We start from the raw sequence: 25,138 nt of genomic DNA, 5'->3' as shown, positions 1-25,138 counted from the left end.
CTCACGAGCTGCGCCAAAAGGAGGAAGCAGGCAATGAAAACACTCGCAAGGATCGGCGTCATGGCACTCGCTCTCTGCGCCTCGCCTCATCCGGGCGCATCGTACGCCGCAGCCAACTCACTGCCCCAGGGGCCCAGCGTTGGTGACCAGGACTTGTCGCCGTTCTACCGCTGGACCGGCGCCTTGCCCGAGAAGCCAGGCCTCATGCTGCGCGAAGAGGGGATACAAGATCAGCCCGAGATCGTTGCGGCCGCCACAGCCAGAAGAATCCTCTACACGTCGACAGATGCAAGATGGCGGTCCGGCATCATTGCGGTCAGCGGCACGCTCTATCTTCCGAAGCGAACCGCGCCGCAAGGCGGATGGCCGCTTGTCGCGTGGGCGCACGGCACGCTCGGCGTCTCGGACAGGTGCGCCCCATCCTGGGGCAGGCATCGGCCCCGCGACGGCGCCTACATCAACAACTGGCTTGAACAAGGCTTTGCTGTCGTCGCGACCGACTATCAGGGTCTCGGCGGCCCCGGTCCGCATCCCTATCTCAATTGGGAAGCAGAAGGACGTTCTGTGCTCGATGCGGCAAGAGCGGCGCTCGATCATTCGAAAGGGCAGATCGCCAATGCCGTCATCATCACCGGTCAGTCGCAGGGCTCCGGCGCCTCGCTCGGCGCAACACGTCTCGCGCCTTCCTATGCTCCCGACCTCAATATCAAGGCATCGATCGCGACCGGCATCGTTTCCCGGTTTCCCGACGCGACCAAGAAGGCTTCAAGCGAACAGACTTTGGCGCGTTCATCTCCGCCGCAATACACCATTCTCATGATGGTCGCAGGTGCTCTCGGCGACGACACCATAAAACCGGACGACCTCGTCACTGAAATGGGGAAGCCGTTGCTGCAGGCGGCCCGAGAGGGATGTACTGCAGAGCTTGGACAAATCGTTCGCAGCAACGGTCTGACCATAGCGAACAGCCTGAAAGATCCAGAGATCGCAGATCGTCTAGGCGCTGTCATAGAAATGAGTCCGGTTCGCATGCCGGTGCCGGTCTTTCTCGCTACAGGTCTGGCCGACAAGCTGATACCGCCGCAACGCCAATATGCTGCGGTTGCAGCACTCTGCGCCGCCAACAGCAATGTGGTTTGGAAGACCTATGCCGGCGTGACCCACAACGGAACGGTCCATGCAGCCTACTCCGACGAACTTGCATTCGTTCAGGCCGCCCTGGCTGGAAGCCCGATCCAGTCCAATTGCGATTCGATTTCCGATCCGGGATCGCCGGGAGAGCCCTCACCCGGTTTCAAGTTCAACGATTGATGCCCGGCCACGGAGAAGAACAATGCGCTCATTGACGCGAAGAAACATTGTCGGCTCGGGACTGGCGGCTGCGCTTTCTGTTTCGCCGTTGCTGCGGCGAGCCGAAGCGCAGACTTACCCGCAACGACCTGTAAAGATCATCGTTCCGTATGCCGCGGGTGGCGCCTCCGACATCATTGCGCGGCTGATTGCACCGGAATTGGAGCGTGCGCTGGGCCAGCCCTTCATCGTCGATAATCGCGGCGGCGGCGCTAGCATGGTCGGTACGCAGGCAATCGCGGCCGCCTCTGCTGAAGGCGAGACCATCGGCGTTGTCGATAGCGCGTTTGTCATCAATCCCGGCCTCTTTCGCACGAAGCTTCCTTACAATACCAAGAAGGACTTTGCGCCGATATCGCTCCTGGCAACCTCGCCTCTCGTTCTTGTCGTGCATCCTTCTGTAGCCGCCAATAGCCTGCAGGAATTTGTCGCCCTCGCCAAAGCTCAGCCCGGCAAGATCAACTTCGCCTCGGCCGGGCTCGGAACCGCGATTCATCTGGCCGGAGAACAACTACGACAAGCCGCGGAGATCGACATTCTTCATGTGCCGTATCGCGGAGGCGGGCCGGCCATCACCGATCTGATTGGCGGCCAGGTACAAATGACGTTCGGCACTGTCGCAGCGATTGCACAGCAGGTACGTCAGGGCCTGGTTCGCGCGCTGGCAGTGACGGGAGGCGACCGCGTCGCACAGTTGCCCGACGTACCCACAATGGCAGAGGCCGGTTTGCCGGCCGTCGACGCCATACCGATCTTTGGCATGGTCGGCCCGGCGGCGCTGCCGCCTCCCATCATCCACAAGCTTGGCGACGTCGCCGGCAAGGCATTCAGGAGCGAGCCACTCCGGTCCAAAGTGACGGAGCTTGGTTTTGTTTCTGTTGGCAGTCCGCCGTCGGAGTTTGCGGCGCGCATCGATGACGAAGTCGCAAAATGGACCCGCATCGTCGAGAAGGGGAATATTCAGCCGGGCTGACCTCCGCCCCTCACCTGCACCCAGTGAGCTGTCATGAAAATTACCGAAATCCGTGGCTTCAATCTTAGCTTCCCGCTAGCCGAGCCGATGGGAAACGCAATCGGCCTGTTCCGGAAGCGGGATGCGTTGCTTGTCCAGATATGCACGGATAGCGGCCTCTCCGGCTGGGGCGAGGCAGGCAATTCCCCGCACGCCGCCGGCGCCTTTATCCGCGCCCGGTTGGCCGGCCTCGTCCTGGGCATGTCGCCCGCCGAGTATGGCCGCCACTTTCAATCGATGTGCGCTTCCGTCGGGTATGATCGGCGCGGTGCAGCAATGATGGCGATATCGGCCATCGACATCGCCTTGCATGACCTTGCCGCGCAAATGCATGGAATCAGCGTAGCGGCGCTGTTGGGCGGGGCGCTGCGCAACGAGGTGTTTGCTTACGCAAGTGGACCGTTCGTGCGAATGCAGCCCGATCCCTACAGGGAATATCAGCGCGAGGTCGACCATTATCTTACTTTGAACTTCAAAGCCATCAAACCCCGGGGCGGTGTCGAACCGAGAGCCGATGGCATCATGGCAAACGCGCTTCGCAGGCAGGTCGGTCCTAACATCGGCATCATGGTCGACATCAACCAGGGCTATACGGCAGCCGCCGCCATCCGCGCGGCAAAATTCATGGAAGATGCCGACCTACTCTGGATTGAAGAGCCGGTTCAGCCGGAGGACATCCCGGGCTATCAATCATTTGCGCGCGCCACCAGGGTCGCAACGGCGGGCGGAGAGGCACTCGGAAGCGTGCGCGCCTTTCGTGATTTTCTTGCCGCAGGTACCTTCGATATTCTTCAACCCGACCTTTCGATATGCGGAGGTTACAGCGGCTTCCGCCAAATTTGGGCGCTCGCGCAAGCGTATGATCTGCCCATCATGCCCCACGTGTTTGGCACTGCCGTGAACTTCCAGGCCTCGCTTCAAATGTCGGCTGTGCTTGAACGACGCCGGGGCGGAGCCTGCGCCGCGTATCCATTTGTGGAGTACGACATGATGGACAACCCGCTGCTGCGCCTCAGCGGCACGCCATCCGTTGATCGACACGGCATGCTCGCCGTACCGGACGGTCCCGGGACGGGGCTGGACCTTCGGCCCGAACAGTTTGAGCCGTGGATCACGGGCTGTTGGTCAGAGCATCTTTAGGAGGTGCGCGACCTCGCAGAATTTCGTAGCTTTTGGCGCTCTCTAGGGGCACCATCCTTCGCAGCTGCGGCTTGAATTCTACCGCTCCAACTCGACACGTATTCTCCATTCCACCTTGCCCAGCGCAAGGCTGCGTTCTATTGCGTGGCCCCACTCTCAGGTGGAGCAACATTGGCAGATTTACGGTTGAAAGATTGGACGCATTCTTCCGTTGTTTGCCCGACAATGACTTTGGTATGCGGCCCGCCGAACTGTGCGAATAGCCGGATAGTGCACGTGACTAGCAAAATGCCGCCGACCGTTGTCACGTCATATCGGATTTCATGAAGGGTGTTTTTAGGTTCAAGGGGTCCCTCGGCGCCGCCGACGACATAAGAAAGAGCGGCATCTGCACCCAAAATGTAAGGCGGCAACCAAGGCGTAAACCAATCTAAACCGAACGTTCCGGCACAAGTTGCATGAGCGATCTTCGCCATCATCCGTGCGAGAGAATCTAAATCAAAGCCCTGCTCGACTGAAAAATCAGGTGCAGAGTAGTCCTGCCATAGTTGTATATTTCGTGGTGAACCGGTCTGAACTCCCAGCGTGGCGCCTGTCCAATTCGTTTCCTTGATGAGAGGATCTTTGAAGTAACCGGGCGGTCGGAACTGCACTGTCGGTATGGTGGTGATAACGCCCTGAAGGGGCATCTCCACGATCTGACCAGTTGATGAACGCATAGGCAAAGTTTTCGGACGCTTCGTCGGTCTTCGGGTTTGTATATTTTGCGTGACGCGCAAGGAGCGATACATTGCGTGGGCACAACGCCCCTCGAAGGCGGAGGTAATATCGGCGCAGTCTTTGCAGCTGGATTTGGGCAAGACGGCCTGGCCTTGTAAAGCGAAGGGAACGATGTGTTCATCGCCAAGTTCGTTTGCACTGCCATCACGGCCACAATAGATGCAACGGCCGACCGGCGCGTATCTAACGATACCGCTGCTTGACGTACCAATTACCGCCATCTCTGATCTGCCTCGATATCCCGGAAGTTGGCTGGTTCACCCCGGACCCAAAGATTAGTCCGGCAACTCTTGCCTGCAGTCAATCGGGAAGACTACCACTCCACAAAACAGAGAAACCGCCCGCCAGGGGGCCGCAGCTCTCTAACCGCTTCACCCCCTCGTGACAGCAATCCCGCCGACGTCGATAATCTCCAAAGCCGCGCGGTCCTTGGGTTCGTTCCACAACAGCATGTTGCTTGGGCTTGATTGACTAGCCAATGCTTCAGCCGGAAGAAGTTGCTGGAACGGTGATCGGTTAATTTGATCCATCCTGGGTAAGATCGACGGGTCGAAAGTTACGCTCCGCGCGACGACCGAAACCTTGAACCAATTATCAATATTGGTTTCAAACACCGGCTGCCCAATCTCCAGAAACAAACGTACTGGAATATCTTCACCGCTGTTCGAGAGAAAAATCAGTATCTGGAGAGCACAGTTCGGTCCGATACCGAACACAATTACCTTTTTCTGCGAAACGTATGGATGAGCCTCGCGTGCCATAAACTGAGAGGGCACTGTGAGCGACGCGATCTGGATGGCTTCGCCGGTGTTGGACCTCGGCAGCTCCCATTCAAACATCGTCTTTGATGACAGTTGCAATCTTCCTTCAGCCTGCTTTCGCCGGAAATAGTTACGATCGAAGCCGACGTAGCCTCGGTGGTTATTGGCGTGCAGACTAACCTTAAGACTGCTGATTACGCTTCTTGGTCCAAAATAGAAGCCGTCCGTCCGCCCCAAAAAACTCCAGATACTGGAAAATGGCCTGATGCGTTCTCGCCAACGATTCGAACAGAATCCTTGAATGTCTTTTCGAGGTAAGCTTTCAGCTCTAGGGACGTCACAGCCGCTTGCCTCTACCAGCCAACCGTCACCGTAATGCTGCGAATTAAGTACACTTCACCGTAATTCTGTAGAGTAGAACGGGAGATCGCTACGGCAACCGTCTTTTCAAGCTACCGAATATATTTCATAGTTTTCGAACCCGAAGGCGCCAGCAAGATCAACACTAACCTCCGCGCATCGTTCGAGCCATTGAACGTGAACGCGCTCATAAAGCTCCCGCCCAATCAAAAACTGCCCTGCCTTTGCCTTGCCCTGAATTTTTGCGCACCGATTGAGGCCATCACTTTTCATCACCTTCTCGGAGAAGCCAGTGGATGGCACGCTCAGTTCGGACACGACGGCAACGCCGTGATCTGCTCCCACTCGGATCGAGAGGCTAGGCAATCCCTCGGCTTCGAGTGCAGGGTTCACCGCACCTTCAAGCACGGCTAGGAATGTAAGGCCCATATCAAGGGCGTTGTCGGACTGAACATTTACCGATTGCGAATCAATATAAGCGATAAATCCATCTCCCGTAGAAGTCAGGATCGTGCCATGAAACTGGCCAACCACTGCCCCCAACTCTTGAAAGAAAACCGCATGGGCACGGTCATAGGTACTTGCACCCCTTGCCCTCAGTTTTGTCGAGCCACAAATGTCGACCGAGACAAAGGTCATATCCTTGTTCGATTCTTGCGCCGCGAGTTGGCGGTGCCGATCCGGCTTTGAGTTGGGTGCGACGAAAATGCCGGACTGCAACTGTGTTTCAATCGCCGTCCGACGATCCTCCGTGTAATTTATGGCGCTCTCTATTGTGGGCGGGTCAGAATACATCGGTAAGCCGGCCGCGCCCGCCATGGACTCCTCTAAGCACTTTTCTGAAATGAAAAAATCGAGATACTTATCCCTGTAGTACAGCCCATCATCTTTGCGAATGGTTTCATATCGGCGAGGATCGAGCTTCGCGATAGCGCGAACCGTGCGGGTTGCTTCGTCCAGAGAAACGATATCCCACACGAAGTCCATTCGGACATAGCTCAGTATCCTCGCGTCAGGTGGCTGACCACTTTGCATCGTCTCTCTCACTCGCCGCGAGTCTGGACATTTACGGCGCGATTCGCGACTAGCAAATATAGACCATTTGAGTTCGTCACACCGCGTGACGTCGGTCACAGAAGTTGGCGATTACCCCTGTTTGGAGGTTGTCGGCCAACAGCGTCTGCTCCGACCGCAGCGACGGAAGCGCGTAACCGCTAGAGTTGGACGCCTGCGGAGGACCGCTTCAGGGCGCTTCTTATTCCTTTACTCGCTGCTATTTGAAAGCTCAGAAAGCCCGGTCTCACGCCTCCCGATACCAGCTCGCGAGCTGCCACAGATCGTTGTCCCAGCCCGAGATATGCGCGGTCAGCTTGTTGCCGAGCGCCGCGACCCGGGTCCGCGAGACGATGGGCTGGATGTAATTGTCTGTCACGACGAGGTCGTTGAGCTTGATGAACAGCGCCGCGCGCTTCACCGCGTCGAGCTCCCGTTCGGCCTGCTTGTAGGTCTCGTCATATTCCTTGCTTTGCCAGCGCGAGACATTGCGCCCCTGCCACTTGTTTTCCTTGTTCGCCACCTGCCACGACACATACTGGTTCATGAAGAACTGCGGATCGGCCTGCGGCATGGTGGTGTTGTACATCTGCGCGTCGCAATAGAAATGCGTGTAGGTGTCGGGATTGGCGATATCGGAGGAGAAGAACACCGATCCCACCACCGACTTCAGTTCGACGTCGATGCCCGCCTTCTGGCACGCCTGCTTGACGATGGCCTGGGTCTTCTGCCTCGGCGCATTGATCGAGGTCTGGAACACGAACTTCAGCGGCTTGCCGTCCTTGGCGCGAATGCCGTCGCCGCCCTTTTTCCAACCGGCGGCCTCGAGGATCTGGTTGGCCTTCTCGATGTTGAATTCGAATTTGGTGTTCTTCGACCGGAAGCGTTCCGGGTTGTTGAGGAAGTTCGCGGTGGCCCGCGCCGTGCGGCCATAGATGAATTTCTCGATCGACGCGCGATCGATCAGAAGATTGATGGCCTGGCGCACGGCCGGATCGCTGAACAGCGGATGTTTGGTCTTTATGCTGGCGCGCTCGCCGTCGACCTCGACCGCGGGATCGGTCGAGTTGAGCGACATGAATTCGACATTGCCTGACGGCGTAATGTTGACCCTGCCCTTTCCGGCGGCTTCCAGCTTCAGCAGGATGTCCTCTTCGATCAGCATGTTCCAGGCATAGTCGTATTCGCCGGACTGCAGCACCGCGCGCGCCGCCGACACGGCGTCGCCGCCGCCCTTGACCTCCACCTCATCGAAATGCGGCCGGTTGGCGACGTGGTAGTTGGGATTGATCTTGGCGCGGAGCATGTCGCCCGGCTTGAAATCCACGAACATATAAGCGCCGGTGCCGACCGGCTTCAGATTGTGCGGCGCCTCGCGCGACTTGGCGCCGACATAATCCTTGAACAGGTGTTTTGGGATGATCATGCCGTAGTTGCCGACAAAGGCATCGGCCCAGAACGGTGTCGGCTTGGCAAAAGTGAGGCGGACGGTGAAGTCGTCGATCTTCTCGACCGTGATGTCCTTGTAGTTGCCGATCGAGACTGCCGCTGTCTCCGGCGTTTTGGCATACTCCCAGGTGAAGACGACATCATCGGCCGTGAACGGCATGCCGTCATGCCATTTGACGCCGCGTTTCAGCTTCCAGACCACCGAGCGGCCGTCCTCGGCCAATCCGTCATTCTCCTTGCTCGGAATCTCGGCAGCGAGGATCGGAACCAGATTGCCGTCGCCATCCCATCCCGCCAGCGGCTCGTAAAAGATCCGGGAGCCTTCCTGATCCTTGGTGCCGACGGCGAAATGGGGATTGAGCAGGGTGATGGCCTGCCAATACATCAGTTTCAGCACGCCGCCGCCGCCGGCCTTGGTCGGCTTGTAGGGAAGCGCGGTCGCCGCCATCGCGACCCCGGACTGGCTCAGCATCATCCCGGCCATCGGCGCCGAAAGGCCCACGGCGATCATTCGCTGGACAAAGGCCCGCCGCGACAACCGGCCGGTCTTGACGTCTGCAATCAGGCCTCGAAGTTCCGGTTCTTTCATGGGGCCGACTCCTTAACTGTGCTGAATGGCTCGTCACTCTCGATCAGGGAAATGGATCAGGTCAGCGCGAACCTGTCAAAGCAGGATACGGGCCATCCCGTCATGCCAAGCCCAACTGAGGCAAGGTGACGCGGCGTCAGCCGGCCATGGGAATTGCGGTGGCAGTGCACTCAATCGACACGTCACGCCTTCGCGGGCAGCGGCTGCGAATTAAGTGCACCGTAATTCAGCCGGCCGATGGGGCGTATGGCGATTGTTCGCTCGCGCGCCATTCTGCGTGCAGAAGGAAACGATTTTCGGCCAGGAGCTCCAATCGCTTTTGCGCGGGGTGTCGCCACCAACAATTCTGTTGCGCAACGACTACCCGGCGCATTCACTTTTGACTGCGCCGAAGAAGCCGCGCACCGATCTCCGCCTGATCACTTCTTTCCGAACGAGCTGAACAGTCCGCCCAGCACCTTCGACGCGATCCCGCCCAGCGCGCCGAAGCCGCCGGTGGCGCCGATCACGCCGGTGATGATCGGAATCAATGTCGCCAGTGTCGAGCCTGAAACCGGCGCGGTTGTGGCGGGCGCCTGACCGGCGATCGCTCCCAGATTGAAAGGCAAACTGAGAGCGCCTATCGACTGCAGCAGCGTAACGATGCCGAGCGCGCCGGTAGAGAGCTGCACGCTCGGCCGCGACATGGCTGGCGCAAGCGGCTCGGCGGGGGCATCCGGTTTCTCGGTGCCTGGGAACGGCTTGCCGGTCAGCCGCTCATAGAGCATTGGCATCAACACCATGATGGGATCGACCGACGCCGCGGCGGCGCCCGGCTGCTGCGGCAGTACCGGTTGCGAGCCGACCGGTGCCGGGACGGTGTTGACCGGCTGCGCGAGCACCGGCGCGTTCGCGATCGGCGTGACCGCCGGCGTCGTCAGTGGCTTGCCTGTCGCAAGCACCGTCAGAAGCTGCGTGATGTCGAGTTGTTTGCCGGTAAGCGCCGACTGCAGAATCAGCGGCAGCAGCAGTTCGAGGCCTTGGCCCGGCCTGGCAGAATCGGCGGCCATCGGTTTCTCCTTCGGTAGCAACATGAGAATGAGCGGGAGCAGTTGATGCAGGTCGAACGCGGGCGGGCCGGCGGCCGAGCCCGTCTCCACCACCGCGACACCGGGCTTGACCGCCTCGGCCCCAAGGGACACGCCGAGCGCCGCCGCCGTCTCTGGCCCGACCGCGCCATCGACCACCATGCCCTCGGCTTCCTGGAAACGCAGCACAGCCGCTTGCATGTTCAGCCCAAACTCACCGTCGATCAAACCGGGATCGAAGCCCTTAGCGGCCAGCGCCGCCTGGATGCGCGCAACGACGGCCATGTCCATGTTCGGCGCGTCGACCTCATAGATGATGGCAGGCGGGTTGACCTTGATCGGCGCCGCGGCGCCATAGGAGATCCCGGGAATGAGAATGCCGGTGTGCCATCCGCGGCCATGCACGGTATCGGCCACCACGCCGTAGCGTCGCCCCTTGGCCTCGATAGTGCCGCCATTGCCGTCGCACACCGCGATGTGGCCCATCTTGCCCGGACCCGGTGGATAGCGAAGCACGATGCCACCGACAGTCGCCGCCGCCTCGTCCACGGAAACACGCTTGCCCAGCCGCTCGAGGTCGGCCTTCCAGGCGCCCGTATAGGCATCTGCCTTGGCCGGCGGCGCGGTGTCGTCAACGCATCCGTAAAGCGTGCCGGCTTCCTGATAAACCAGCCATGAGACAAACTCGGCGCAGTCCCACGGACCATGCCAATGCGGATCGTCCTTCGGTATCTGCGTGTTGACGTATTGCTCGCCGATATGCGCGCGGGCGCGCTGCACCAGACCGGCGCCCGACGGCACGCCGCTCGCGGGTGGCTGGACAACGGCTACAGCAGGCAGCCTATCGAAGAAGGCGTCGGCGCTACCGGCCTTGTACATTCGATGTGCCTGGCGCCACTGCTCCTCGGTCAAGTTGTTGCCCTTGCCCGACTCGCGGCCCGCAATGGCCTTCAGCAAGGCAATCGCCTGCACGGGATGGTCGACTATTTCCTTTGTCAGTATGGAGTTCGGATCATGGCCGGGCACGCCGAAGCCGTGCGCGCCGGTCCACTTCGTTCCGGCTTCGCCGATCCGCATGCCGACATAGCTGCGCGACAAGAGATCGAAGTTGGAGGCGGCGCCGTTCACCGGCGAGGGAAAGCGCGCGATCTTGTGGCCGCCACCGATGATGCCATAACCGGTCTGGCCGAAACGCGCGGCGCGTGCGCTGGGATATTGTGCGCCGGGATTGTTATAGCGGAACGATGCGACCTCGCTGCCTGCGACGTCGTCGCGATTATCAGCGGTTGAGGGGTCGGTAGATCTTCCGATTTGACCCATAGCGCGTTCCCCCGTTGGTGTGCCTGTTGCCGGTTTCCTCTTCGCCAATCGCTGCGTCCTCGGCCTCGGTTTGCTGCTCATTCGCCGGCCCGTTTGCCCGGCGGTGCCGGGCACCTGTCGATGCAGTTCGCTTTTCAGCACGAACATCCGATCGCCGCAGCCAATGACAGCCAGCCGGTCGCCACCCTCAGCATCGATATTGGTTCGTGCAGCCGGAGGATCATTACTCACGGCGAACAGTGAGAGCTTACATCGTCCAGTAGTATTCATGTGTGAGGTAGCTAACAGTTGTGATGCTGGATCTACTTGCGGCGATGGCTCGCGCGTCTGCTACCGCAACGCATGAAGCTTCGGTTCGAACGCAACTGCGCTCGCCTACCCATGAGACTTTACATATGCGGATTTCGGCTTTCACGGCCATCACCTGCAATTGAGTGCGTTGGCACGGCAGTTCCCGGAGTTGTTGTCTTGACCGCACTCGCGTTTGTTACAACGATTGACGATCAGTACACCAAGTTCAGGAGCTCGCATGTCCTCGACATCCGATCTGCCGCGTCTGAACCGGAGAGCTTTCGTTGCCGCGGCTGCCAGTGCGGCAATCTGCACGCCGGCGCTGGCCCAGCATTCGGGCCATGGCACGCCGTCAGGCACAGCCCTGCCTGAAGCGGCCCCCTCCTCCGACCCGTTCGCCCGGCTCCAGGGAGGCACGCCGCATCACCTCACGACCGAGCAGATTGCCCAGCGAAAGGTGGAAAGTCCCGCGCCGAAGGGCCCGCAGGGGCACTGGACTCCCAAGGCGGCATTGCCGCTGCCTCGAAGTGAGATGGCCTGGGCCACCGCCTGGGCGGGGCGCATGCATATTGTCGGCGGCTATGGCGAAGGACGCGTCGACCGCGCCTATCACCATGTTTACGATCCCGGGAATGACCGATGGTTCAACGCCGCGCCGTTGCCGCGCGGCGCCAACCACGTCGCTGTCGTGGCGGATGCCGGCCGGGTCTACGCGCTCGGCGGCTTCATCGAGCAAAATCGCAATCCGGATCCGAATGCGTTTGCTTACGATGTGGCTAATGACAAGTGGACGGCCATCGCACCGCTCTCGCGGTCGCGCGGTGCCGCCGCAGCCGTCGCGCTTGACGGAAAGATCCATCTGATCGGCGGCGCCGGAGCTCCGACCAACGAGCGCGCCAGCGTCGGCTGGCATGAGGTCTATGATCCGCAAACCGACAAGTGGGAAATCCGAAAAGCGCTACCTGCGGCGCGCGACCATGTCGGAGCTGTCGCCTATAACGGCACGATCCATATCATCGGCGGCCGCTTCAACACCTTTGAATACAACACCGACCTTCACCACGTTTACCTGCCCGTATCAGACACATGGAAGGAGCGCGCGCCGCTGCCTACTGCGCGTTCCGGCCACGGCCTCGTCGTCTATCGCGACCGCTTGTTCGCGATGGGCGGCGAATACGGCGTGCAAGACAAGGGTCAGATAACGCAAGGCGCTGTTTTCGGTCAGATGGAGAGTTACGATCCTAAGACGAACACCTGGCAGTCTCATGCGCCAATGACGACGCCGCGGCACGCGGTGGGCGCCACCACCATTGGCGACGCCATCTACGTTGCGGGCGGAGGAGCCGTAACCGGCGGGGCGGTCCAGTCGTCCGTGCATGAGGCTTTTACGCTGGCCGTTTGACGGCGTCAGTCGCTGCCGGCGCCCAAAATCGGAAACGCAAAGCCGCGCGGCGAAAGCAAAACGACCTCCGCTCCCGGCTCAGCCTTTAAGCGCAACGGCTCCCTCTCCGCTGATCGCGCGTTCCAGGGCATCGATCAGCACCTGAATCTCGATGAACTTGTTGCGGGCCCGTTCGGCCTTGTCGCGGTCGAAAGGCGCGGCCAGCACCTTCGCATGCGCGTCCCTGTCCTCGACCATGCGCGCACGGGCTTTATTCAGCGTTTCAAGTCGCTCGCTCATTTTGGGCTTCTTTCATCAGAGGGATTGGCGCCATGCTGCCGGCGCGAATCTCAGGGTATACCTGATACAGCCACTGATGCCATCGATCAGTTCATCAAGCGATGCGCGGCGCCGAATCCCGCGCGTCGGAAAAGCCGAACCAGGCAAGCGGCAATGCGAGGCCGCAGAGAAGCGCCATTGCAAGAAACGCCCCTCCTCCATAGCTCGCATAGAAGAATCCCGAAAACAGCGTCAATGCGGCAGTCACAACGCCGGAACCAAACGCGTAGAGAGCTTGGGCGGTTGCGGCCAAATGGGCGGGAATGAGACTTCCCATCATACGCATGCAAGCGAGATGAAGCAGAGCGAAGGTCAATCCGTGCAGGGGCTGCAAAATCGCGAGCACCATCACGGAGCTCGTCATTGCCGCAATCGACCAACGCATGATTCCGGCCGCGGCCGCCAAGGCAGCCGCGCCCCGCGCACCGAATCGGTTGAGCAATGCGGGACCGATCAGAAAGAACACGATGACTTCTGCAGCGACGGCTTCCGACCACAGTACGCTTATGACGAAGGTATCTATTCCGGCATTGCTCCAGCGGATGACGGCAAATGCATCGTGCATGGCGTGGCTGCCATAGACCAAAGCCGAGACGAGAATCAGGATTCGAAACCGCGCGATGCCAAGAAGTCCGTGAACCTCGCTCGCAATCTTTGATGCGCCGCTGTGCGGCGCCGATTGAGCTGCACCCCCGGGCACCAACGCGGTTGCTCCGGCGGCGACGACAAGCAGAGCAGCATTCAACCAGATCACGCGCGTGAGGTCGGTGGGGCTTATGATCTGCCCGATGACCAGCGTACCGCAAACGAAAGCCGCCGACGCCGAACCGCGAATCCAGCCATATTCAAACGGCCTCCCCGCTATCTGCGGCCTGGCTGCGTTGACCGACAACGCGTCGGCGATCGATGTCGTTGGCGCCAGCGCTGCCGCTTGAACCAACGCCACCAGAAGCAACAGCCAGAAGCCATCGGCCCAAAGCAATGCAACGGCTGTTGCGGCCGCCAGGCCAGCGCAGCATGCGAGCACAAGGCGCAACGATTGCACGACGTCGGCAAACATCCCGACAAGGGGACCAGCGACAAGCCGCATCAACAACGCAGCCGCCAGGATGATGCCGATCTGCTCTGGCGTCAGCGCTCTGGTCTCGAAATATTTCGGCCAGAACGGCGAGGCCACGCCAAACGCACCATACAGCGCGGCGTAAAGAGCGATGTAGGCAATCGGCCCACGAGAGCCTCTTCCGTTCCGATTACATCGGAACGGGTCTCTCGATTCTTGGTTTGACGCGTTTTCTTTACGCGAACCGGCTTCCACTTCGCTTGAAAACGCTCTTACGCGCATCTCCAAAAGTTCCCCTCGGTAGAACTACGGGTGCGAATACCATCTCGCTGCCGCAGTTAATCCGCGAAATGTCCACATCCGACTTCTATCCGGCCGGCCATCACCCACCACGAATGGAATGTTGATGCGATATCTCTTCGCCGTTGTGATTGCTGTGTTTGTAGTCGCCGCGGATTTTGAAAGTTCCAGTAACAAGTCAATATGGACGGAACCATCTTTCGTCGCCGAAGCGCAATCGGAACCTGCCGCACCATCGAACTCCCAAACCGGAACTGCGACTGCGTCGGCTGAATCTTCGCAAGGAGAGGAGGCAGAAAATGTCGCCGCGCCATCTGAGACGACGACGGCGGCTGATGCCGCGGCTCATGCCGCTGCGTCGACCAACGAGGAACCCGCACCATCGAATATGATCTGTGAAGCGGTCAAGGCTGCCGCCGAGGAACACGATCTCCCGATCGGATTTTTCGTGCGCCTGCTGTGGCAGGAAAGCAGGTTTCGTTCCGGGGAAGTCAGTCATGCAGGCGCGCAGGGCATTGCGCAATTCATGCCGCGGACGGCCGTCGAAATGGGTTTGAAAAACCCGTTCGATCCGTTGCAGGCGATCCCTGCGTCGGCAAAGTTTCTTCGCAAGCTCTATGATCAGTTCGGAAATCTGGGACTTGCCGCAGCAGCATATAATGCAGGCGGCGGCAGGATCGAGAAGTGGCTCTCGCGCCGTAGTTCGCTGCCGAAGGAAACGCGCGCTTACGTCAAGATCATCACCGGCCACAAGGCCGAAGCCTGGACTGAAGAAGAGAGCACCGTCCACATGCCGACCGAACTGCCGCAGAAGGCGCCATGCGAAGGCGTCGGCGGCCTGTCGCGGCAAGACCAGATCGCTGCCGTGAATGTCGACCTGACGTCTTCCGCCAGCGCACTGTTGCGCAAGGCGGAAACTGTTGTTGCCGAGAGCAAGAAGTATGTTGCCGAGAGCAAGAAGTACGCGGCGGTCAGGATACTGCGTGTCGCAAGCTCGGCGGCTCGACATGCCAGTGCGGTATCCCGAAAGACAAAGGCCCGCGCTGTGCTGTTGGCAGCAAAGGCATCGGCGCGCAAGGCGGGGAAACAATCCGTCGTGCGTCTTGCGTCAGCTTCGAACCGGACGAAGTCATCGCGGGCGGCGCGGGAACTGTAATTGTTGCCGCCAAACGAAAGAGGCCCGCTGCTCGCGGGCCTCTTTGCTGTCAGCTTGTTGTCTCACTACCAGCCGCGATAACCGCCGGTGCCGAAGCTGAAGCTGATACCGGGTCCACCGCCATAATAGCGAGGTCCTCCGTAGTAACCGTACCGACGCGGCGCATAGTAACCGTAGCTACGATAGTACGGCCTGTAGTGGTGGTGGCCCCAATGGCGATAGTAGCGGCGGTGCGCGCTGAAGTCGGTCGAGGATTGCGTAGCAATCCGGGATTGCGTGACATCCGTCGACGGTTTCGCCTTCACCGCATTATCGGCGGCGTAAGCGGCGGAACCTCCGATCAGCGTGGCAGCACCAACGGCGAACATGACAGCTAGCTTCTTCATCGTCGAACTCCAATGAACGTGTCGGAGCTAACCGATCGGCGCGCGTGACGTTCCGGCGTGCGACATAAAGACCGTGCTCGATGCTTGAACGAATGTTCATGTAGATTAACGCGCATCACGCGCCGGAATCGCTGGCGTTGGGATAGAACAACTGCTCGCCGTTGATCTTGTAGTCGGCGATCGCCTTCTGGCCTTCCGACGACACCAGCCAGTCGATGAACTGCTGGCCAAGATCCTTCTTGACGCTCGTATGCTTCTCCGGGTTCACCAGCATGATGCCGTACTGGTTGAACAGGCGCTTGTCGCCTTCGATGGCGATGCCGAGTTCGTTGCGGTTCTTGAACGACAGCCAGGTGCCGCGATCGGCGAGCACATAGGCGTTGGAGGCCGACGCCGTGTTCAGCGCCGCGCCCATGCCTTGCCCGATCTCCTTGTACCAGGGGCCTTTGTCCTTCGCGATGTCGATGCCGGCGACCTTCCAGAGGTTGAGCTCGGCCTGATGCGTGCCGGATTTGTCGCCGCGCGAGATGAAGTCGGCGCCCTTCGTCTTGATCGCACTGAGCGCTGCAACGATGTCCCTCGATCCCTTGATGCCGGCCGGATCGGCCTTCGGGCCGATCAGGATGAAGTCGTTGTACATCACGGGATAGCGCTTGACGCCAAAACCTTCGGTCAGAAATTTTTCTTCCGCTGGCTTTGCGTGGACGAACACCACGTCGGCGTCGCCCCGGCGCGCGGTGTCGAGCGCTTGTCCCGTGCCTTGCGCCACCACCTTCACGTCGATGCCGGTCTTGGCCTTGAACATCGGAAGTAAGTGGCCGAACAGGCCGGAATCCTGCGTCGAGGTGGTCGAGGCCACCACGATCGATTTGTCCTGCGCAACGGCGTGGCCGGCGAATACGAGAGCGACGACTGCGATCACCAGACGGCGTGTGAGCATGTTCATGTGTTTTCTCCCATTAAACGAGTAGTTCGCCCGCGAGGAATGTTTTGGCCTCGGCGGTTTGCGGCCTATCGAAGAACGACGCAGCCGTGGCGGTCTCCACGATGCGGCCGCGGTGAAGCATGACGACGTCGCCGGCGAGCCTGCGCGCCTCGCCGAGATCGTGGGTCGCCATCACGACCTTGATGTTGCGTTCGCTGACGGCGCGGATGATGTCTTCCACCGCCTTGGTGGAAACCGGATCGAGGCTCGCGGTCGGCTCGTCCAAGAACAGCACCGCCGGATCGCGCGCGAGCGCCCGCGCCAGCGCCAGCCGCTGCTGCTCGCCGCCGGATAACCTTCGCGCGGCGCGGTCGGCCAGGGGTCCGAGACCGACCAGTTCGAGGAGCTCGCTGGTGCGGCGCGCATGCTCCGCGTGCGGGATGCCGGCGGCGCGCAGCGCGAAGCGGATATTGGCGGCGGCGCTGCGCCGGAGCATCGCCGGGCGCTGAAACACGATCGCGCGCCTGAGCGGCGGAACATGTTCCAGGCCGCCCCAGGTGATGCGCCCGCGCGACGGCGCGAGCAGCCCCATCGCCACGCGCAGCAGCGTGGATTTCCCCGAGCCGTTGGGGCCGATCAGCACCGTGGGCGGGCCCGGCAGCAGAGTGAGCGCGATATTATCGAGGATCGTGACGGCGCCTGCCGCAACCGTCACGCCATCGAACACGATCGGTAGTTCTTCGGAAGGCGCGCGCATGGTCATCCCGCCAATCGCTCGCCGGCGCGGCGGGCGGTCCAGGCCAGTGCGTTGACGGCGATCACGATCGCGATCAGCACGAGGCCGAGGCCGACTGCGAGCGGCAGGTCGCCCTTGGAGGTTTCCAGCGCAATCGCCGTCGTCATCGTGCGGGTGAAGCCTTCGATATTGCCGCCGACGATGATGATGGCGCCGACCTCCGCCGCCGCACGGCCGAAGCCGGCGAGCAGCGCGGTGACCAGGCTGAAGCGCGCATCCCAGATCAGCGCCGCGACCCGGCCGAGGGGACTAAGATTCATCGCGGTGAGTTCGTCGCGATATTCGATCCAGAGATCCTCGATGGTCTGGCGCGTCAGGGCGGCGATGATCGGCGTGACCAGCACGGTCTGCGCGACGATCATGGCGGACGGTGTGAACAACAGGCCGAACGCGCCGAGCGGCCCGGAGCGCGACAGCGTCAGATAGACCGCGAGACCGACGACGACCGGCGGCAGGCCCATCAAGGCGTTGAGCATGACGATGACGCCCTGGCGTCCCGGGAATTTCGTGAGCGCAATCCAAGCGCCCAGGGGAATGCCGATCAGCGCGGCCAGCACCACCGCTGACAGACTCACATAGAGCGACAGCCGCACGATGGCGAACAGCGCGGGATCGCCAGAGAGCACGAGTTGAAGGGCAGTTACGTCGTTGGGCATGGAAATTCCGTTTGACTGACACCTTGCGCAGATGGTGCCGGTATGGTCAATTTCTGTATTATCTGCATTTACATGCATATTGGTGCCTATGCCAGAGCTCCTCACCACCGACGAAGCGGCCGAGTATCTGCGGCTCTCGGAGCGCAAGCTCTACGAGCTGGTGGCGGAGCGTGCGGTGCCCTGCAGCAAGGTGACGGGGCGCTGGCTGTTTCCCCGCGCAGCGCTCGACCGCTGGGTGTCCGCCGGCCTGATCGCGCCCATGGCGCTGGCGCGGGTGGCGCCACCGCCGATCGTCGGCGGCAGTCACGATCCGCTGCTGGAATGGGCGCTGCGCGAAAGCAATTCCGGCCTCGCCAGCCTACCCGAAGGCAGCGAAGAGGGCCTGCGGCGGCTGACCCGGGGCGAGGTGATGATTGCCGCGATCCATCTGCATCGGTTGGATGGCGACGACGAAACCGCCAATCTCGATGCGGTCACCGACGCGCCGGGGTTGCACGATGCGGTCGTGCTCGGCTTTGCACGGCGCGAGCAGGGCATTCTGGTCGCGCCCGGTAATCCGCTGGGCTTAAGCGACATGGCCTCGATCGCCACGTCGCGGGCACGCATGGCGCAACGCCCCACTGGGGCCGGCGCGCAATTGCTGCTGCTCGCGCTATTGGCGCGCGCCGGCATCGCGCTCGACGAGCTGAAACTGGCAAAGCCGGCCTTTCCGACCGGACCCGACATCGCCCAGGCGATCCGCGCCGGCCGCATCGATTGCGGGATCGCCACGCGATCGGTCGCGCGATCGGCCGGGCTCGATTTCCTGCCGCTCGCCTGGGAACGCTTCGACCTCGTGATGCGGCAGCGCGATTATTTCATGAAGGGGCCGCAGGCGCTGTTCGACTTCATGCGCCAGGCCGTGCTGCGCGACCGCGCGGCCGAGCTCGGCGGCTATGACGTCAGCGATGCCGGCGTGGTACGGCTCGTGAATTAGAGGATATCGATCGCCAGCGGATCGCCACCGCCGCGCCACCAAATCGCCTAACGACTCAACGACGCCTATTGCAGCGGGCCGCGGGCAGCAAGGGAGGAACTGATGGATACCCCAACGTCTGCCGCACTCGACGAGAAAACATCTCCGCCGGAGCAGGCTCTGGCGACACAACCCAGCAAAGAGAAATCGAATCCCTCCGGCCCGCTGGAGATCACCGCGGAACGATTCAACTCTTCTGTCGCCCGGTTGACCACAAATTCGATAGACGAACTTCACAAGTTGGCTTTCGAACTCCAAAAAATGCAAGAGTTCCTGAAGTCCGAGGTCGACAGCGTGCAGCGCCAAATCGACAGCGCGGTGGCCGGCATTAATATCATCGTCGAAACTATCGGTCCGTGGAAGAGCATGGCGGGCTCACAAACACCTCCATCAGGCACTCGCAATGTCCGCGCGGGAGGACCGGCAGCCAACATTGAGCAACGCAATCGCGTCGGATAGCAACGGCCGAGGCGCCGCTCAGCGACTTGCTGGCTGCGGCGGACTCTGGATGCATCACGTTTTCCAACCATTCTCAGTGCAGGCGTTGATGGAGCCGCTAACGAAAGCATCGGCAGATCAGCCGCACCGCGCACAGCTCGGCCGGATGAACGTGACGGCTGGTCAGACCAAACGCCGTCCCACTCCGCCAACCCAGCGGCGCTGAGGGATCGAGCGGTGATCTAAAGCATCAGGCTCCAGAATCCATGGTCCGCGATGGCCGCCAGCTCCGTCCTCGCATCAACCGCGCAACAGCACGGCCTCCCGAACGGTCTGGCTCGAGCCTAAGACGGAGACGACCCCGAGCGCCATCAGCAGCACGCCAAGCCAGGTTGCCATCCAACCCCGCCCGTCATCGGCCGCCTCGGCGATGGGAAAGGCGACCGGCGCGGCCGGAGGCACGGAGGCGGCAACCGCGCCGCTGGCAGCCGGTGCGGCCCCCAGAAGCGCATCGACGTCGACCTGGCGCGGCGTCGCGCGGTCGGGCGTGAGCTGATCGGTCGCGAGCTTTTCGATGGGGGCCGGCGGCACGAAGGCCACGGTCCCCGTAGCCAGGACGGAAGCCGCATCAGCCAACTTGAGCTCGCGCGCGGGCCGCATCGGCTGAGACGTTTCCGCCGGTGCGGAGCGCGGCAGCTCCGCACGCGCATCCACGACCGCTTTCCGCTTGCGCCGCGCGGCCTCATCCTCCTCGGACGCGGCGACACGCGCCTGCGCGGCGCGATGGCGAACCTGCGTCTTCACCGTCGCGATCCCCTCAGCGGCCTGGAACCAGCATTTGCGGTGGCCGTCAAAACGATACACCCAGTGCTGGCCGGCCGCCGTCGACTTGCCGGGCCGCGGCAAGCACTCCTCTTCCGCGGAAGCGGGCGGAGTGGCTTGCCGGGGAGCGGCATTGAAGAAGTCGGCAAAAGGATTCGAAGACGCAGGCGAAGTCGGGAGACTTGCGAGAAGGACAACAGCGGCGAAGCAAAATCGCAAATGACCGGACATGGAAACCCCCGGTGTTGCGCCCCCGTGAGCGCGACCTTTCGCCGTGACCTAGGTCGCAATGCGGCTCAAATCAGGCAACGCGGTGGATTCATTCAGGCCCGGAAACGAGTTTCGGGCCCGAATGCTGCACGACAAAGCAACCCAATACCGCGCTCCGGTCATCGTCGAGCCAGCGCGGGACAAACTTTCCGGACGTCGAATATCGGAAGGTGTGCTGAGTATGCCAATAGATAGCCCGACCCAAAAGAGCAGCTCAGCAGCAGGCGTTCACCGGTCACTCTGAATGCGCGGGTTTGCGCCCAGCACGTCGCTTTGACGGCGGCTTCCTTTACGCGAACCGGGATCTGCTTCGTTCGAGAACGTCACGTTACCGCCGCCCGGGTAGCCACGCGACATAGCCGGCCTCGCCGAGCCGCTTCATCACGTCCTCCAGATGCGCGCGATCTCTCGTTTCGATGACGACTTCGAGCAGCGTGCCCTTGGCCGGCAGGTCCGAGAACGTGCGCTGATGCGAGACCTCGATGATGTTGGCGCCGGCTTCGGCCAATAGCGCCGAGACCGACGCCAGTTGCCCTGGCCTGTCGACTATGTCGATGGCGATCTGCGTCAGCCGGCCCTCGCGCGCGAGTTCGCGGGTCAGCACGGAAGCGATCAGCCGGGTATCGATGTTGCCGCCGGTGAGCACGAGGCCGACATTGCGCCCGGCAAAACGCGCCGGCGCTGCCAGCACCGCGGCAAGGCCCGCCGCGCCGGCGCCTTCGACCACGGTCTTTTCGATCGCGATCAGCATCGCCACCGCACGCTCGATCTGGTCTTCGGTGACCAGAACGATGTCGTCGACGAGACGGCGGATGATCTCGGTGGTGATCCGGCCAGGCACCTTGACGGCGATGCCTTCGGCGAGCGTGTCGCCGCGCATCGGCAGGCTCTCGCCCTTGATGGCGTTATACATCGAAGGATAGAGCTGCGCCTGAACGCCTATGATCTGCAGCTCCGGCTTCAGCGATTTGGCGGCGACCGCCATGCCGGAAATCAGCCCGCCGCCGCCGATCGGAACCACCAGCGTATCGAGCTGCGGCACGGAAGCGAGCATTTCGAGCGCGATGGTGCCCTGGCCTGCGATAACATGCGGATCGTCATAGGGGTGGATCATGGTGAGGTTTTTCGCCTTGCCATGCGCGCGCGCGAACTCGGCGGCCTCCTCCAGCGTCTTGCCGGAAATAACGATCTCAGCGCCGTGACGCCTGGTGTTCTCAATCTTCACCATCGGCGTGCCCACGGGCATCACGATGGTGGCGGGAATGCCGAGCCTATGTGCGTGATAGGCCACGCCCTGCGCATGATTGCCGGCCGACATCGCGATCACGCCGCGCCGCCGCTCGTCCGGCGACAGCGCCAGCAGCCGGTTGAGCGCGCCGCGCTCCTTGAAGGTCGACGTGAACTGCAGGTTCTCGAATTTAAGCCAGAGATTGCAGCCGCAGATCTCGCTCAGCGTCCGGCTCTGGTCGCATTCGGTGACGATGACCGAGTCGCGGATCGCAGCCGCCGCGGCTGTGACGTCGCTGGACGTGACGGCAAGACCTACTTCTGAAGCGTGCTGGTCCGGCGGGGCGTTCTTGGGGGCTTTCGGCATCTCGGGGGCCTCGTTGAAAGGCAATCGTATAAGCCTTTTCCGCCGGACGCGCCTCCTCCGAATCTCGTAAAATCCCGCCCCATGAACATGGGTGTCGCAAAATGCTCTCGCGGCGTTACACTTGCGAGGGTCGCAGGGACAGGCGGCCGGAGTTTTCAGATGAATTCATTGAACGATGAGCCGAAGGTGGAGGCCATCACGGTGGTGCTGGTCGAGGACGACGCGCCGACCCTTTGGCGGCTGCAGGACGCGCTGGCCAAGGCCGGATATCAGGTCAGGGCCGCCGGCACGCTCGCTGAAGCCCGCGCCTGTCTCGCGCAGGGCGCGCCAAGAGTGCTGCTGACCGACCTGCAACTGCCTGATGGCCACGGCGTCGACCTGATCCGCGAAACGCGGCGGCGCTTTCCCGACACCGAGATCATGGTGATCTCGATCCTTGGCGATGAGGAGAGCGTGATCTCGGCGATTACCGTCGGTGCCACCGGCTATCTGCTCAAGGACGCGTTCCCGACCGATATCGCCGCCACCGTGCGCGACCTCGTCGCCGGACACTCGCCGATCTCGGCCTCGATCGCGCGCTTCATCGTGCGCCGGACCCAGAACACGCCCGAGCCGCCGCCCGGCCCCGCGCTCAACACCGCCAAGCTGACGCCGCGCGAGATCGACATCCTCTGGGGCATCGCCAAAGGTTTCAGCTACGCCGAGATCGCCAGCCATCTCGGCCTGTCGCGCCAGACCGTGCCCGGGCATATCAAGAACATCTATCGCAAGCTCGAGGTTCATACCCGGGGCGAGGCAGTGTTCGAGGCGGTCCAGCAAGGCTTGATCAAGCTGTGAACGACCACGGAGACGACGCGCAACCGGACTTGCCTGGCCGCGAGCGGCGGCGGCTGCAGACGTCCCGTCTCGTCCAATACCTTTTGCTGCAGGCGCTGATCGTGGCCGCATGCATCTTCGCGCTGCGGCAGTCGCTGCCGGAGCCTCCGGCCGAATATCAAGTCACGGCGTTCAGGCTCTCGGAAAGCGGCACTGAGCGCGCAGTGACGCTGCCGTATTTTTCACCGCTGCGCCACGCGATGAACGACCCGCCGCGCTTCGCCGGACAGTTCATCCGGCCGGCCAGTGAGGCCGCACGGGCCTGGTCGGTGTTTCTGCCGCGGTTCACCAACGGCGTCGAGCTCACCGTCAACGGCGTCGTGATCCTCGACAGCCGGCGCGACCCCGCCGCCAACCGTCCCGACCGCAACACGGCGCAGATCGCGGTGATCCCCGCGTCGGTGCTGCGCGACGGCGCCAACGACGTTTCGATCAAGTTGTTCATCTGGGGCCCGATCTCCGGCTTCCTGGACCGCATCTGGGTCGGCCCGGACGAGCTGTTGCGTCCGAGCTATAATCTGAGAACGCTGATCTTCGTCACCTTGCCGGTGGTGTTCTCGTCGTGGCAGGCGATCCTCGCGGTCATCCTCGGAATCATGTGGGTGATGCGACGCCATGAGCCGGCCTATGGCGTTCTGGCCGCGGCAATGGCGGTGGGTGTCGGGCAGGCGTTCCTGCAAACGCCGATGGGCGAGACGCCATTTTCCCGGCTCAACGTGATCCTGATTTCTTCGGCTCCGATTGAAAGCGGGCTGGTGCTGACATTTGCGCTGCTGTTCGCGGGCTGGAAATGGCAGCGCTACGGCTGGATCATTTTCATTCCCGGCGTGCTGCTGGCGCTGGCCGGCCTGTTCGGAAACCAGGCGATGGTGCGCGCGCTGTTCCTGTATCTCGCCGTGCCGATGGTTGGCGTTTCCCTTCTCATCATGGCCGTCGTCACCGCCCACTCGATGCTGAAGCGGCAGAATGTCGCGAGCCTGCTGCTGGGCTGCGCGGTCACGATCATGCTGACCTGCTGGGCTGTCGACCTGCTCTCGGTGTTTGGCGTGATGCCCAACCGCATCTTCACCGCGCGGCTGTCCTATTCGGCGATGCTGGTGGCAATCGGCGCGGGGCTGACCTGGCGGTTCGCCCGCGCGCTGAACGAGGTCGACGGCTTTGCCGGCCGCCTTGTCACCCAGGTGCGCGAGGCGGAAGAGAAGCTGAAGGCCAGTTTCGCCCGCGAGGAAGAACGCGCCCGCGCCGCGGCGCTGGCACGGGAGCGAACGCGGCTGATGCGCGACCTGCATGACGGGCTCGGCGGCCAACTCGTCAGCATCGTGGCCTTGAGCGAGCGCGGCAATGGGAGCGCGGGAATCGGCGATGCGGCGCGCGCGGCGCTGAAGGACCTGCGCCTCGTCATCGATTCGATGGACGACATCGGCGGCGATCTGATGCTGGCGCTGGGCTCGTGGCGCGAACGCGCCACGGCACAGCTGCGTCCGCATGACATCGCGCTCGACTGGCGCGCGGTCACGGCGCAGGGGCTGCCGGTGCATCCCGAACTGCGGCCGTGGCATGTGATTCAGATCGTGCGGCTGCTGGATGAAGCCGTGACCAACGCGGTCAAGCATGCCAATGCGCGGCGGATCACGGTGAGGATAGAGACGCTCGCAGGCGCCGATGGCCTCGAACGCGGCTGCATCACCGTCGAGGACGACGGCAGGGGTTTTGAGATCGCGTCGGATGGTGCGGCGGCGGGCGCGATAAAAGCGGCGCGCGGCTTGCGCAACATGCGAAGCCGCGCGGCGCGCTGTGGCGCGGAGCTGGAACTGAGCTCCTGCGCCCAAAGGACGGACCAAGGGACTGATCAAGGCACGCGCGTGAGACTGACATTGCCCCACCGCTTTCCCGACAGCGACGGCGCTGCCGGTTGACTTGCGTCTCTTCGTTTTGACGGGTTTTCTTTACGC

At 61.9% G+C, this 25,138-nt stretch carries 22 protein-coding genes and 1 pseudogene; 10 read left to right on the top strand and 13 right to left on the bottom strand.

Going from position 1 to position 25,138, the window contains the following annotated elements; genetic code table 11:
• Positions 1–33 precede the first annotated feature (33 nt).
• From V1279_RS01435 to V1279_RS01425, 3 genes and pseudogenes are all read left to right on the top strand, one after another.
• Positions 34–1,176, top strand: a pseudogene (locus tag V1279_RS01435) (lipase family protein); the annotation flags it as partial.
• 1 nt (position 1,177) lies between these two features.
• Positions 1,178–2,323: a Bug family tripartite tricarboxylate transporter substrate binding protein gene (locus V1279_RS01430; protein ID WP_334431803.1), complete on the top strand. Its 1,146-nt coding sequence runs from the start codon at positions 1,178–1,180 to the stop codon at positions 2,321–2,323.
• A 33-nt stretch (positions 2,324–2,356) separates the two neighbouring features.
• On the top strand, positions 2,357–3,502 hold the full coding sequence (locus V1279_RS01425; protein ID WP_334431802.1) for a mandelate racemase/muconate lactonizing enzyme family protein: 1,146 nt from the start codon (positions 2,357–2,359) through the stop codon (positions 3,500–3,502).
• A 137-nt stretch (positions 3,503–3,639) separates the two neighbouring features.
• Here V1279_RS01425 and V1279_RS01420 read toward each other — a convergent pair whose 3' ends face one another.
• The 5 genes from V1279_RS01420 to V1279_RS01400 form a co-directional block, all read right to left on the bottom strand.
• Positions 3,640–4,503 carry a hypothetical protein gene (locus V1279_RS01420; RefSeq protein WP_334431801.1) on the bottom strand — a complete coding sequence of 288 codons (864 nt, stop codon included), beginning with the start codon at positions 4,501–4,503 and terminating at the stop codon, positions 3,640–3,642.
• A gap of 150 nt (positions 4,504–4,653) precedes the next feature.
• Complete coding sequence (locus V1279_RS01415) at positions 4,654–5,142, bottom strand: hypothetical protein (protein WP_334431800.1); 489 nt, start codon at positions 5,140–5,142, stop codon at positions 4,654–4,656.
• Positions 5,143–5,490: 348 nt separating this feature from the next.
• Positions 5,491–6,390, bottom strand: a complete 900-nt coding sequence (locus V1279_RS01410) for an adenylate/guanylate cyclase domain-containing protein (RefSeq protein WP_334431799.1) — start codon at positions 6,388–6,390, stop codon at positions 5,491–5,493.
• Between the two features lie 313 nt (positions 6,391–6,703).
• The gene (locus V1279_RS01405) at positions 6,704–8,494 is read right to left on the bottom strand and encodes a peptide ABC transporter substrate-binding protein (RefSeq protein WP_334431798.1); all 1,791 of its coding nucleotides are present in this window, start codon (positions 8,492–8,494) and stop codon (positions 6,704–6,706) included.
• 419 nt (positions 8,495–8,913) lie between these two features.
• Positions 8,914–10,881: a peptidoglycan-binding protein gene (locus tag V1279_RS01400; RefSeq protein ID WP_334431797.1), complete on the bottom strand. Its 1,968-nt coding sequence runs from the start codon at positions 10,879–10,881 to the stop codon at positions 8,914–8,916.
• A gap of 120 nt (positions 10,882–11,001) precedes the next feature.
• Between V1279_RS01400 and V1279_RS01395 the strand changes: the two genes are divergently transcribed.
• Together V1279_RS01395 and V1279_RS01390 are read left to right on the top strand one after the other, a co-directional pair.
• A complete protein-coding gene (locus V1279_RS01395) occupies positions 11,002–11,124 on the top strand; it encodes a hypothetical protein (protein WP_334431796.1) in 123 nt (40 codons plus the stop codon).
• Positions 11,125–11,410: 286 nt separating this feature from the next.
• The gene (locus V1279_RS01390; RefSeq protein ID WP_334431795.1) at positions 11,411–12,574 is read left to right on the top strand and encodes a Kelch repeat-containing protein; all 1,164 of its coding nucleotides are present in this window, start codon (positions 11,411–11,413) and stop codon (positions 12,572–12,574) included.
• Positions 12,575–12,652: 78 nt separating this feature from the next.
• Here V1279_RS01390 and V1279_RS01385 read toward each other — a convergent pair whose 3' ends face one another.
• Together V1279_RS01385 and V1279_RS01380 are read right to left on the bottom strand one after the other, a co-directional pair.
• A complete protein-coding gene (locus tag V1279_RS01385) occupies positions 12,653–12,853 on the bottom strand; it encodes a hypothetical protein (protein WP_334431794.1) in 201 nt (66 codons plus the stop codon).
• Between the two features lie 94 nt (positions 12,854–12,947).
• Positions 12,948–14,234, bottom strand: coding sequence for an MFS transporter (locus V1279_RS01380; RefSeq protein ID WP_334446145.1), 1,287 nt, complete (start codon positions 14,232–14,234; stop codon positions 12,948–12,950).
• Between the two features lie 406 nt (positions 14,235–14,640).
• Here V1279_RS01380 and V1279_RS01375 point away from each other — a divergent pair, with 406 nt between their 5' ends.
• Complete coding sequence (locus tag V1279_RS01375) at positions 14,641–15,408, top strand: lytic transglycosylase domain-containing protein (RefSeq protein WP_334431793.1); 768 nt, start codon at positions 14,641–14,643, stop codon at positions 15,406–15,408.
• A gap of 65 nt (positions 15,409–15,473) precedes the next feature.
• Here V1279_RS01375 and V1279_RS01370 read toward each other — a convergent pair whose 3' ends face one another.
• The 4 genes from V1279_RS01370 to V1279_RS01355 all read right to left on the bottom strand — a co-directional run bounded on the left by V1279_RS01370 (position 15,474) and on the right by V1279_RS01355 (position 18,171).
• Entirely contained in the window at positions 15,474–15,794 is a 321-nt protein-coding gene (locus V1279_RS01370) for a hypothetical protein (protein WP_334431792.1), read from the bottom strand.
• 115 nt (positions 15,795–15,909) lie between these two features.
• Positions 15,910–16,734 carry a substrate-binding domain-containing protein gene (locus V1279_RS01365; RefSeq protein WP_334446143.1) on the bottom strand — a complete coding sequence of 275 codons (825 nt, stop codon included), beginning with the start codon at positions 16,732–16,734 and terminating at the stop codon, positions 15,910–15,912.
• Positions 16,735–16,753: 19 nt separating this feature from the next.
• Positions 16,754–17,476, bottom strand: coding sequence for an energy-coupling factor ABC transporter ATP-binding protein (locus V1279_RS01360; protein WP_334431791.1), 723 nt, complete (start codon positions 17,474–17,476; stop codon positions 16,754–16,756).
• A gap of 2 nt (positions 17,477–17,478) precedes the next feature.
• Positions 17,479–18,171, bottom strand: a complete 693-nt coding sequence (locus tag V1279_RS01355; protein ID WP_334431790.1) for an ABC transporter permease — start codon at positions 18,169–18,171, stop codon at positions 17,479–17,481.
• Positions 18,172–18,259: 88 nt separating this feature from the next.
• Here V1279_RS01355 and V1279_RS01350 point away from each other — a divergent pair, with 88 nt between their 5' ends.
• Complete coding sequence (locus tag V1279_RS01350) at positions 18,260–19,147, top strand: helix-turn-helix transcriptional regulator (protein WP_334431789.1); 888 nt, start codon at positions 18,260–18,262, stop codon at positions 19,145–19,147.
• A gap of 102 nt (positions 19,148–19,249) precedes the next feature.
• Positions 19,250–19,645, top strand: a complete 396-nt coding sequence (locus tag V1279_RS01345) for a hypothetical protein (RefSeq protein WP_334431788.1) — start codon at positions 19,250–19,252, stop codon at positions 19,643–19,645.
• Positions 19,646–19,924: 279 nt separating this feature from the next.
• Here V1279_RS01345 and V1279_RS01340 read toward each other — a convergent pair whose 3' ends face one another.
• Together V1279_RS01340 and V1279_RS01335 are read right to left on the bottom strand one after the other, a co-directional pair.
• On the bottom strand, positions 19,925–20,530 hold the full coding sequence (locus tag V1279_RS01340; protein ID WP_334431787.1) for a hypothetical protein: 606 nt from the start codon (positions 20,528–20,530) through the stop codon (positions 19,925–19,927).
• Positions 20,531–21,044: 514 nt separating this feature from the next.
• Entirely contained in the window at positions 21,045–22,310 is a 1,266-nt protein-coding gene (locus tag V1279_RS01335) for a threonine ammonia-lyase (protein WP_334431786.1), read from the bottom strand.
• A gap of 159 nt (positions 22,311–22,469) precedes the next feature.
• Between V1279_RS01335 and V1279_RS01330 the strand changes: the two genes are divergently transcribed.
• Both V1279_RS01330 and V1279_RS01325 read left to right on the top strand, forming a co-directional pair.
• On the top strand, positions 22,470–23,147 hold the full coding sequence (locus V1279_RS01330; RefSeq protein ID WP_442894718.1) for a response regulator: 678 nt from the start codon (positions 22,470–22,472) through the stop codon (positions 23,145–23,147).
• Positions 23,144–25,102: a sensor histidine kinase gene (locus tag V1279_RS01325; protein ID WP_334431785.1), complete on the top strand. Its 1,959-nt coding sequence runs from the start codon at positions 23,144–23,146 to the stop codon at positions 25,100–25,102. Before V1279_RS01330 ends, V1279_RS01325 begins: the two co-directional genes overlap by 4 nt.
• Positions 25,103–25,138: the final 36 nt, after the last annotated feature.

Source organism: Bradyrhizobium sp. AZCC 1610 (assembly GCF_036924515.1).
In the GTDB taxonomy this organism is placed as follows: domain Bacteria; phylum Pseudomonadota; class Alphaproteobacteria; order Rhizobiales; family Xanthobacteraceae; genus Bradyrhizobium.
This window is presented reverse-complemented; position numbering and strand designations above follow the sequence as displayed.

Bases quoted from the DNA above. Each gene is read 5' to 3' on its own strand.
- V1279_RS01395 (WP_334431796.1), top strand. From the start codon at position 11,002: ATGCAGTTCGCTTTTCAGCACGAACATCCGATCGCCGCAGCCAATGAC.
- V1279_RS01370 (WP_334431792.1), bottom strand. From the start codon at position 15,794: ATGAAGAAGCTAGCTGTCATGTTCGCCGTTGGTGCTGCCACGCTGATC.
- V1279_RS01380 (WP_334446145.1), bottom strand. From the start codon at position 14,234: ATGCGCGTAAGAGCGTTTTCAAGCGAAGTGGAAGCCGGTTCGCGTAAA.
- V1279_RS01360 (WP_334431791.1), bottom strand. From the start codon at position 17,476: ATGCGCGCGCCTTCCGAAGAACTACCGATCGTGTTCGATGGCGTGACG.
- V1279_RS01355 (WP_334431790.1), bottom strand. From the start codon at position 18,171: ATGCCCAACGACGTAACTGCCCTTCAACTCGTGCTCTCTGGCGATCCC.
- V1279_RS01410 (WP_334431799.1), bottom strand. From the start codon at position 6,390: ATGGACTTCGTGTGGGATATCGTTTCTCTGGACGAAGCAACCCGCACG.
- V1279_RS01335 (WP_334431786.1), bottom strand. From the start codon at position 22,310: ATGCCGAAAGCCCCCAAGAACGCCCCGCCGGACCAGCACGCTTCAGAA.
- V1279_RS01420 (WP_334431801.1), bottom strand. From the start codon at position 4,503: ATGGCGGTAATTGGTACGTCAAGCAGCGGTATCGTTAGATACGCGCCG.
- V1279_RS01345 (WP_334431788.1), top strand. From the start codon at position 19,250: ATGGATACCCCAACGTCTGCCGCACTCGACGAGAAAACATCTCCGCCG.
- V1279_RS01385 (WP_334431794.1), bottom strand. From the start codon at position 12,853: ATGAGCGAGCGACTTGAAACGCTGAATAAAGCCCGTGCGCGCATGGTC.
- V1279_RS01375 (WP_334431793.1), top strand. From the start codon at position 14,641: ATGATCTGTGAAGCGGTCAAGGCTGCCGCCGAGGAACACGATCTCCCG.
- V1279_RS01430 (WP_334431803.1), top strand. From the start codon at position 1,178: ATGCAGCCTACTCCGACGAACTTGCATTCGTTCAGGCCGCCCTGGCTG.
- V1279_RS01365 (WP_334446143.1), bottom strand. From the start codon at position 16,734: ATGCTCACACGCCGTCTGGTGATCGCAGTCGTCGCTCTCGTATTCGCC.
- V1279_RS01350 (WP_334431789.1), top strand. From the start codon at position 18,260: ATGCCAGAGCTCCTCACCACCGACGAAGCGGCCGAGTATCTGCGGCTC.
- V1279_RS01330 (WP_442894718.1), top strand. From the start codon at position 22,470: ATGAATTCATTGAACGATGAGCCGAAGGTGGAGGCCATCACGGTGGTG.
- V1279_RS01425 (WP_334431802.1), top strand. From the start codon at position 2,357: ATGAAAATTACCGAAATCCGTGGCTTCAATCTTAGCTTCCCGCTAGCC.
- V1279_RS01400 (WP_334431797.1), bottom strand. From the start codon at position 10,881: ATGGGTCAAATCGGAAGATCTACCGACCCCTCAACCGCTGATAATCGC.
- V1279_RS01390 (WP_334431795.1), top strand. From the start codon at position 11,411: ATGTCCTCGACATCCGATCTGCCGCGTCTGAACCGGAGAGCTTTCGTT.
- V1279_RS01405 (WP_334431798.1), bottom strand. From the start codon at position 8,494: ATGAAAGAACCGGAACTTCGAGGCCTGATTGCAGACGTCAAGACCGGC.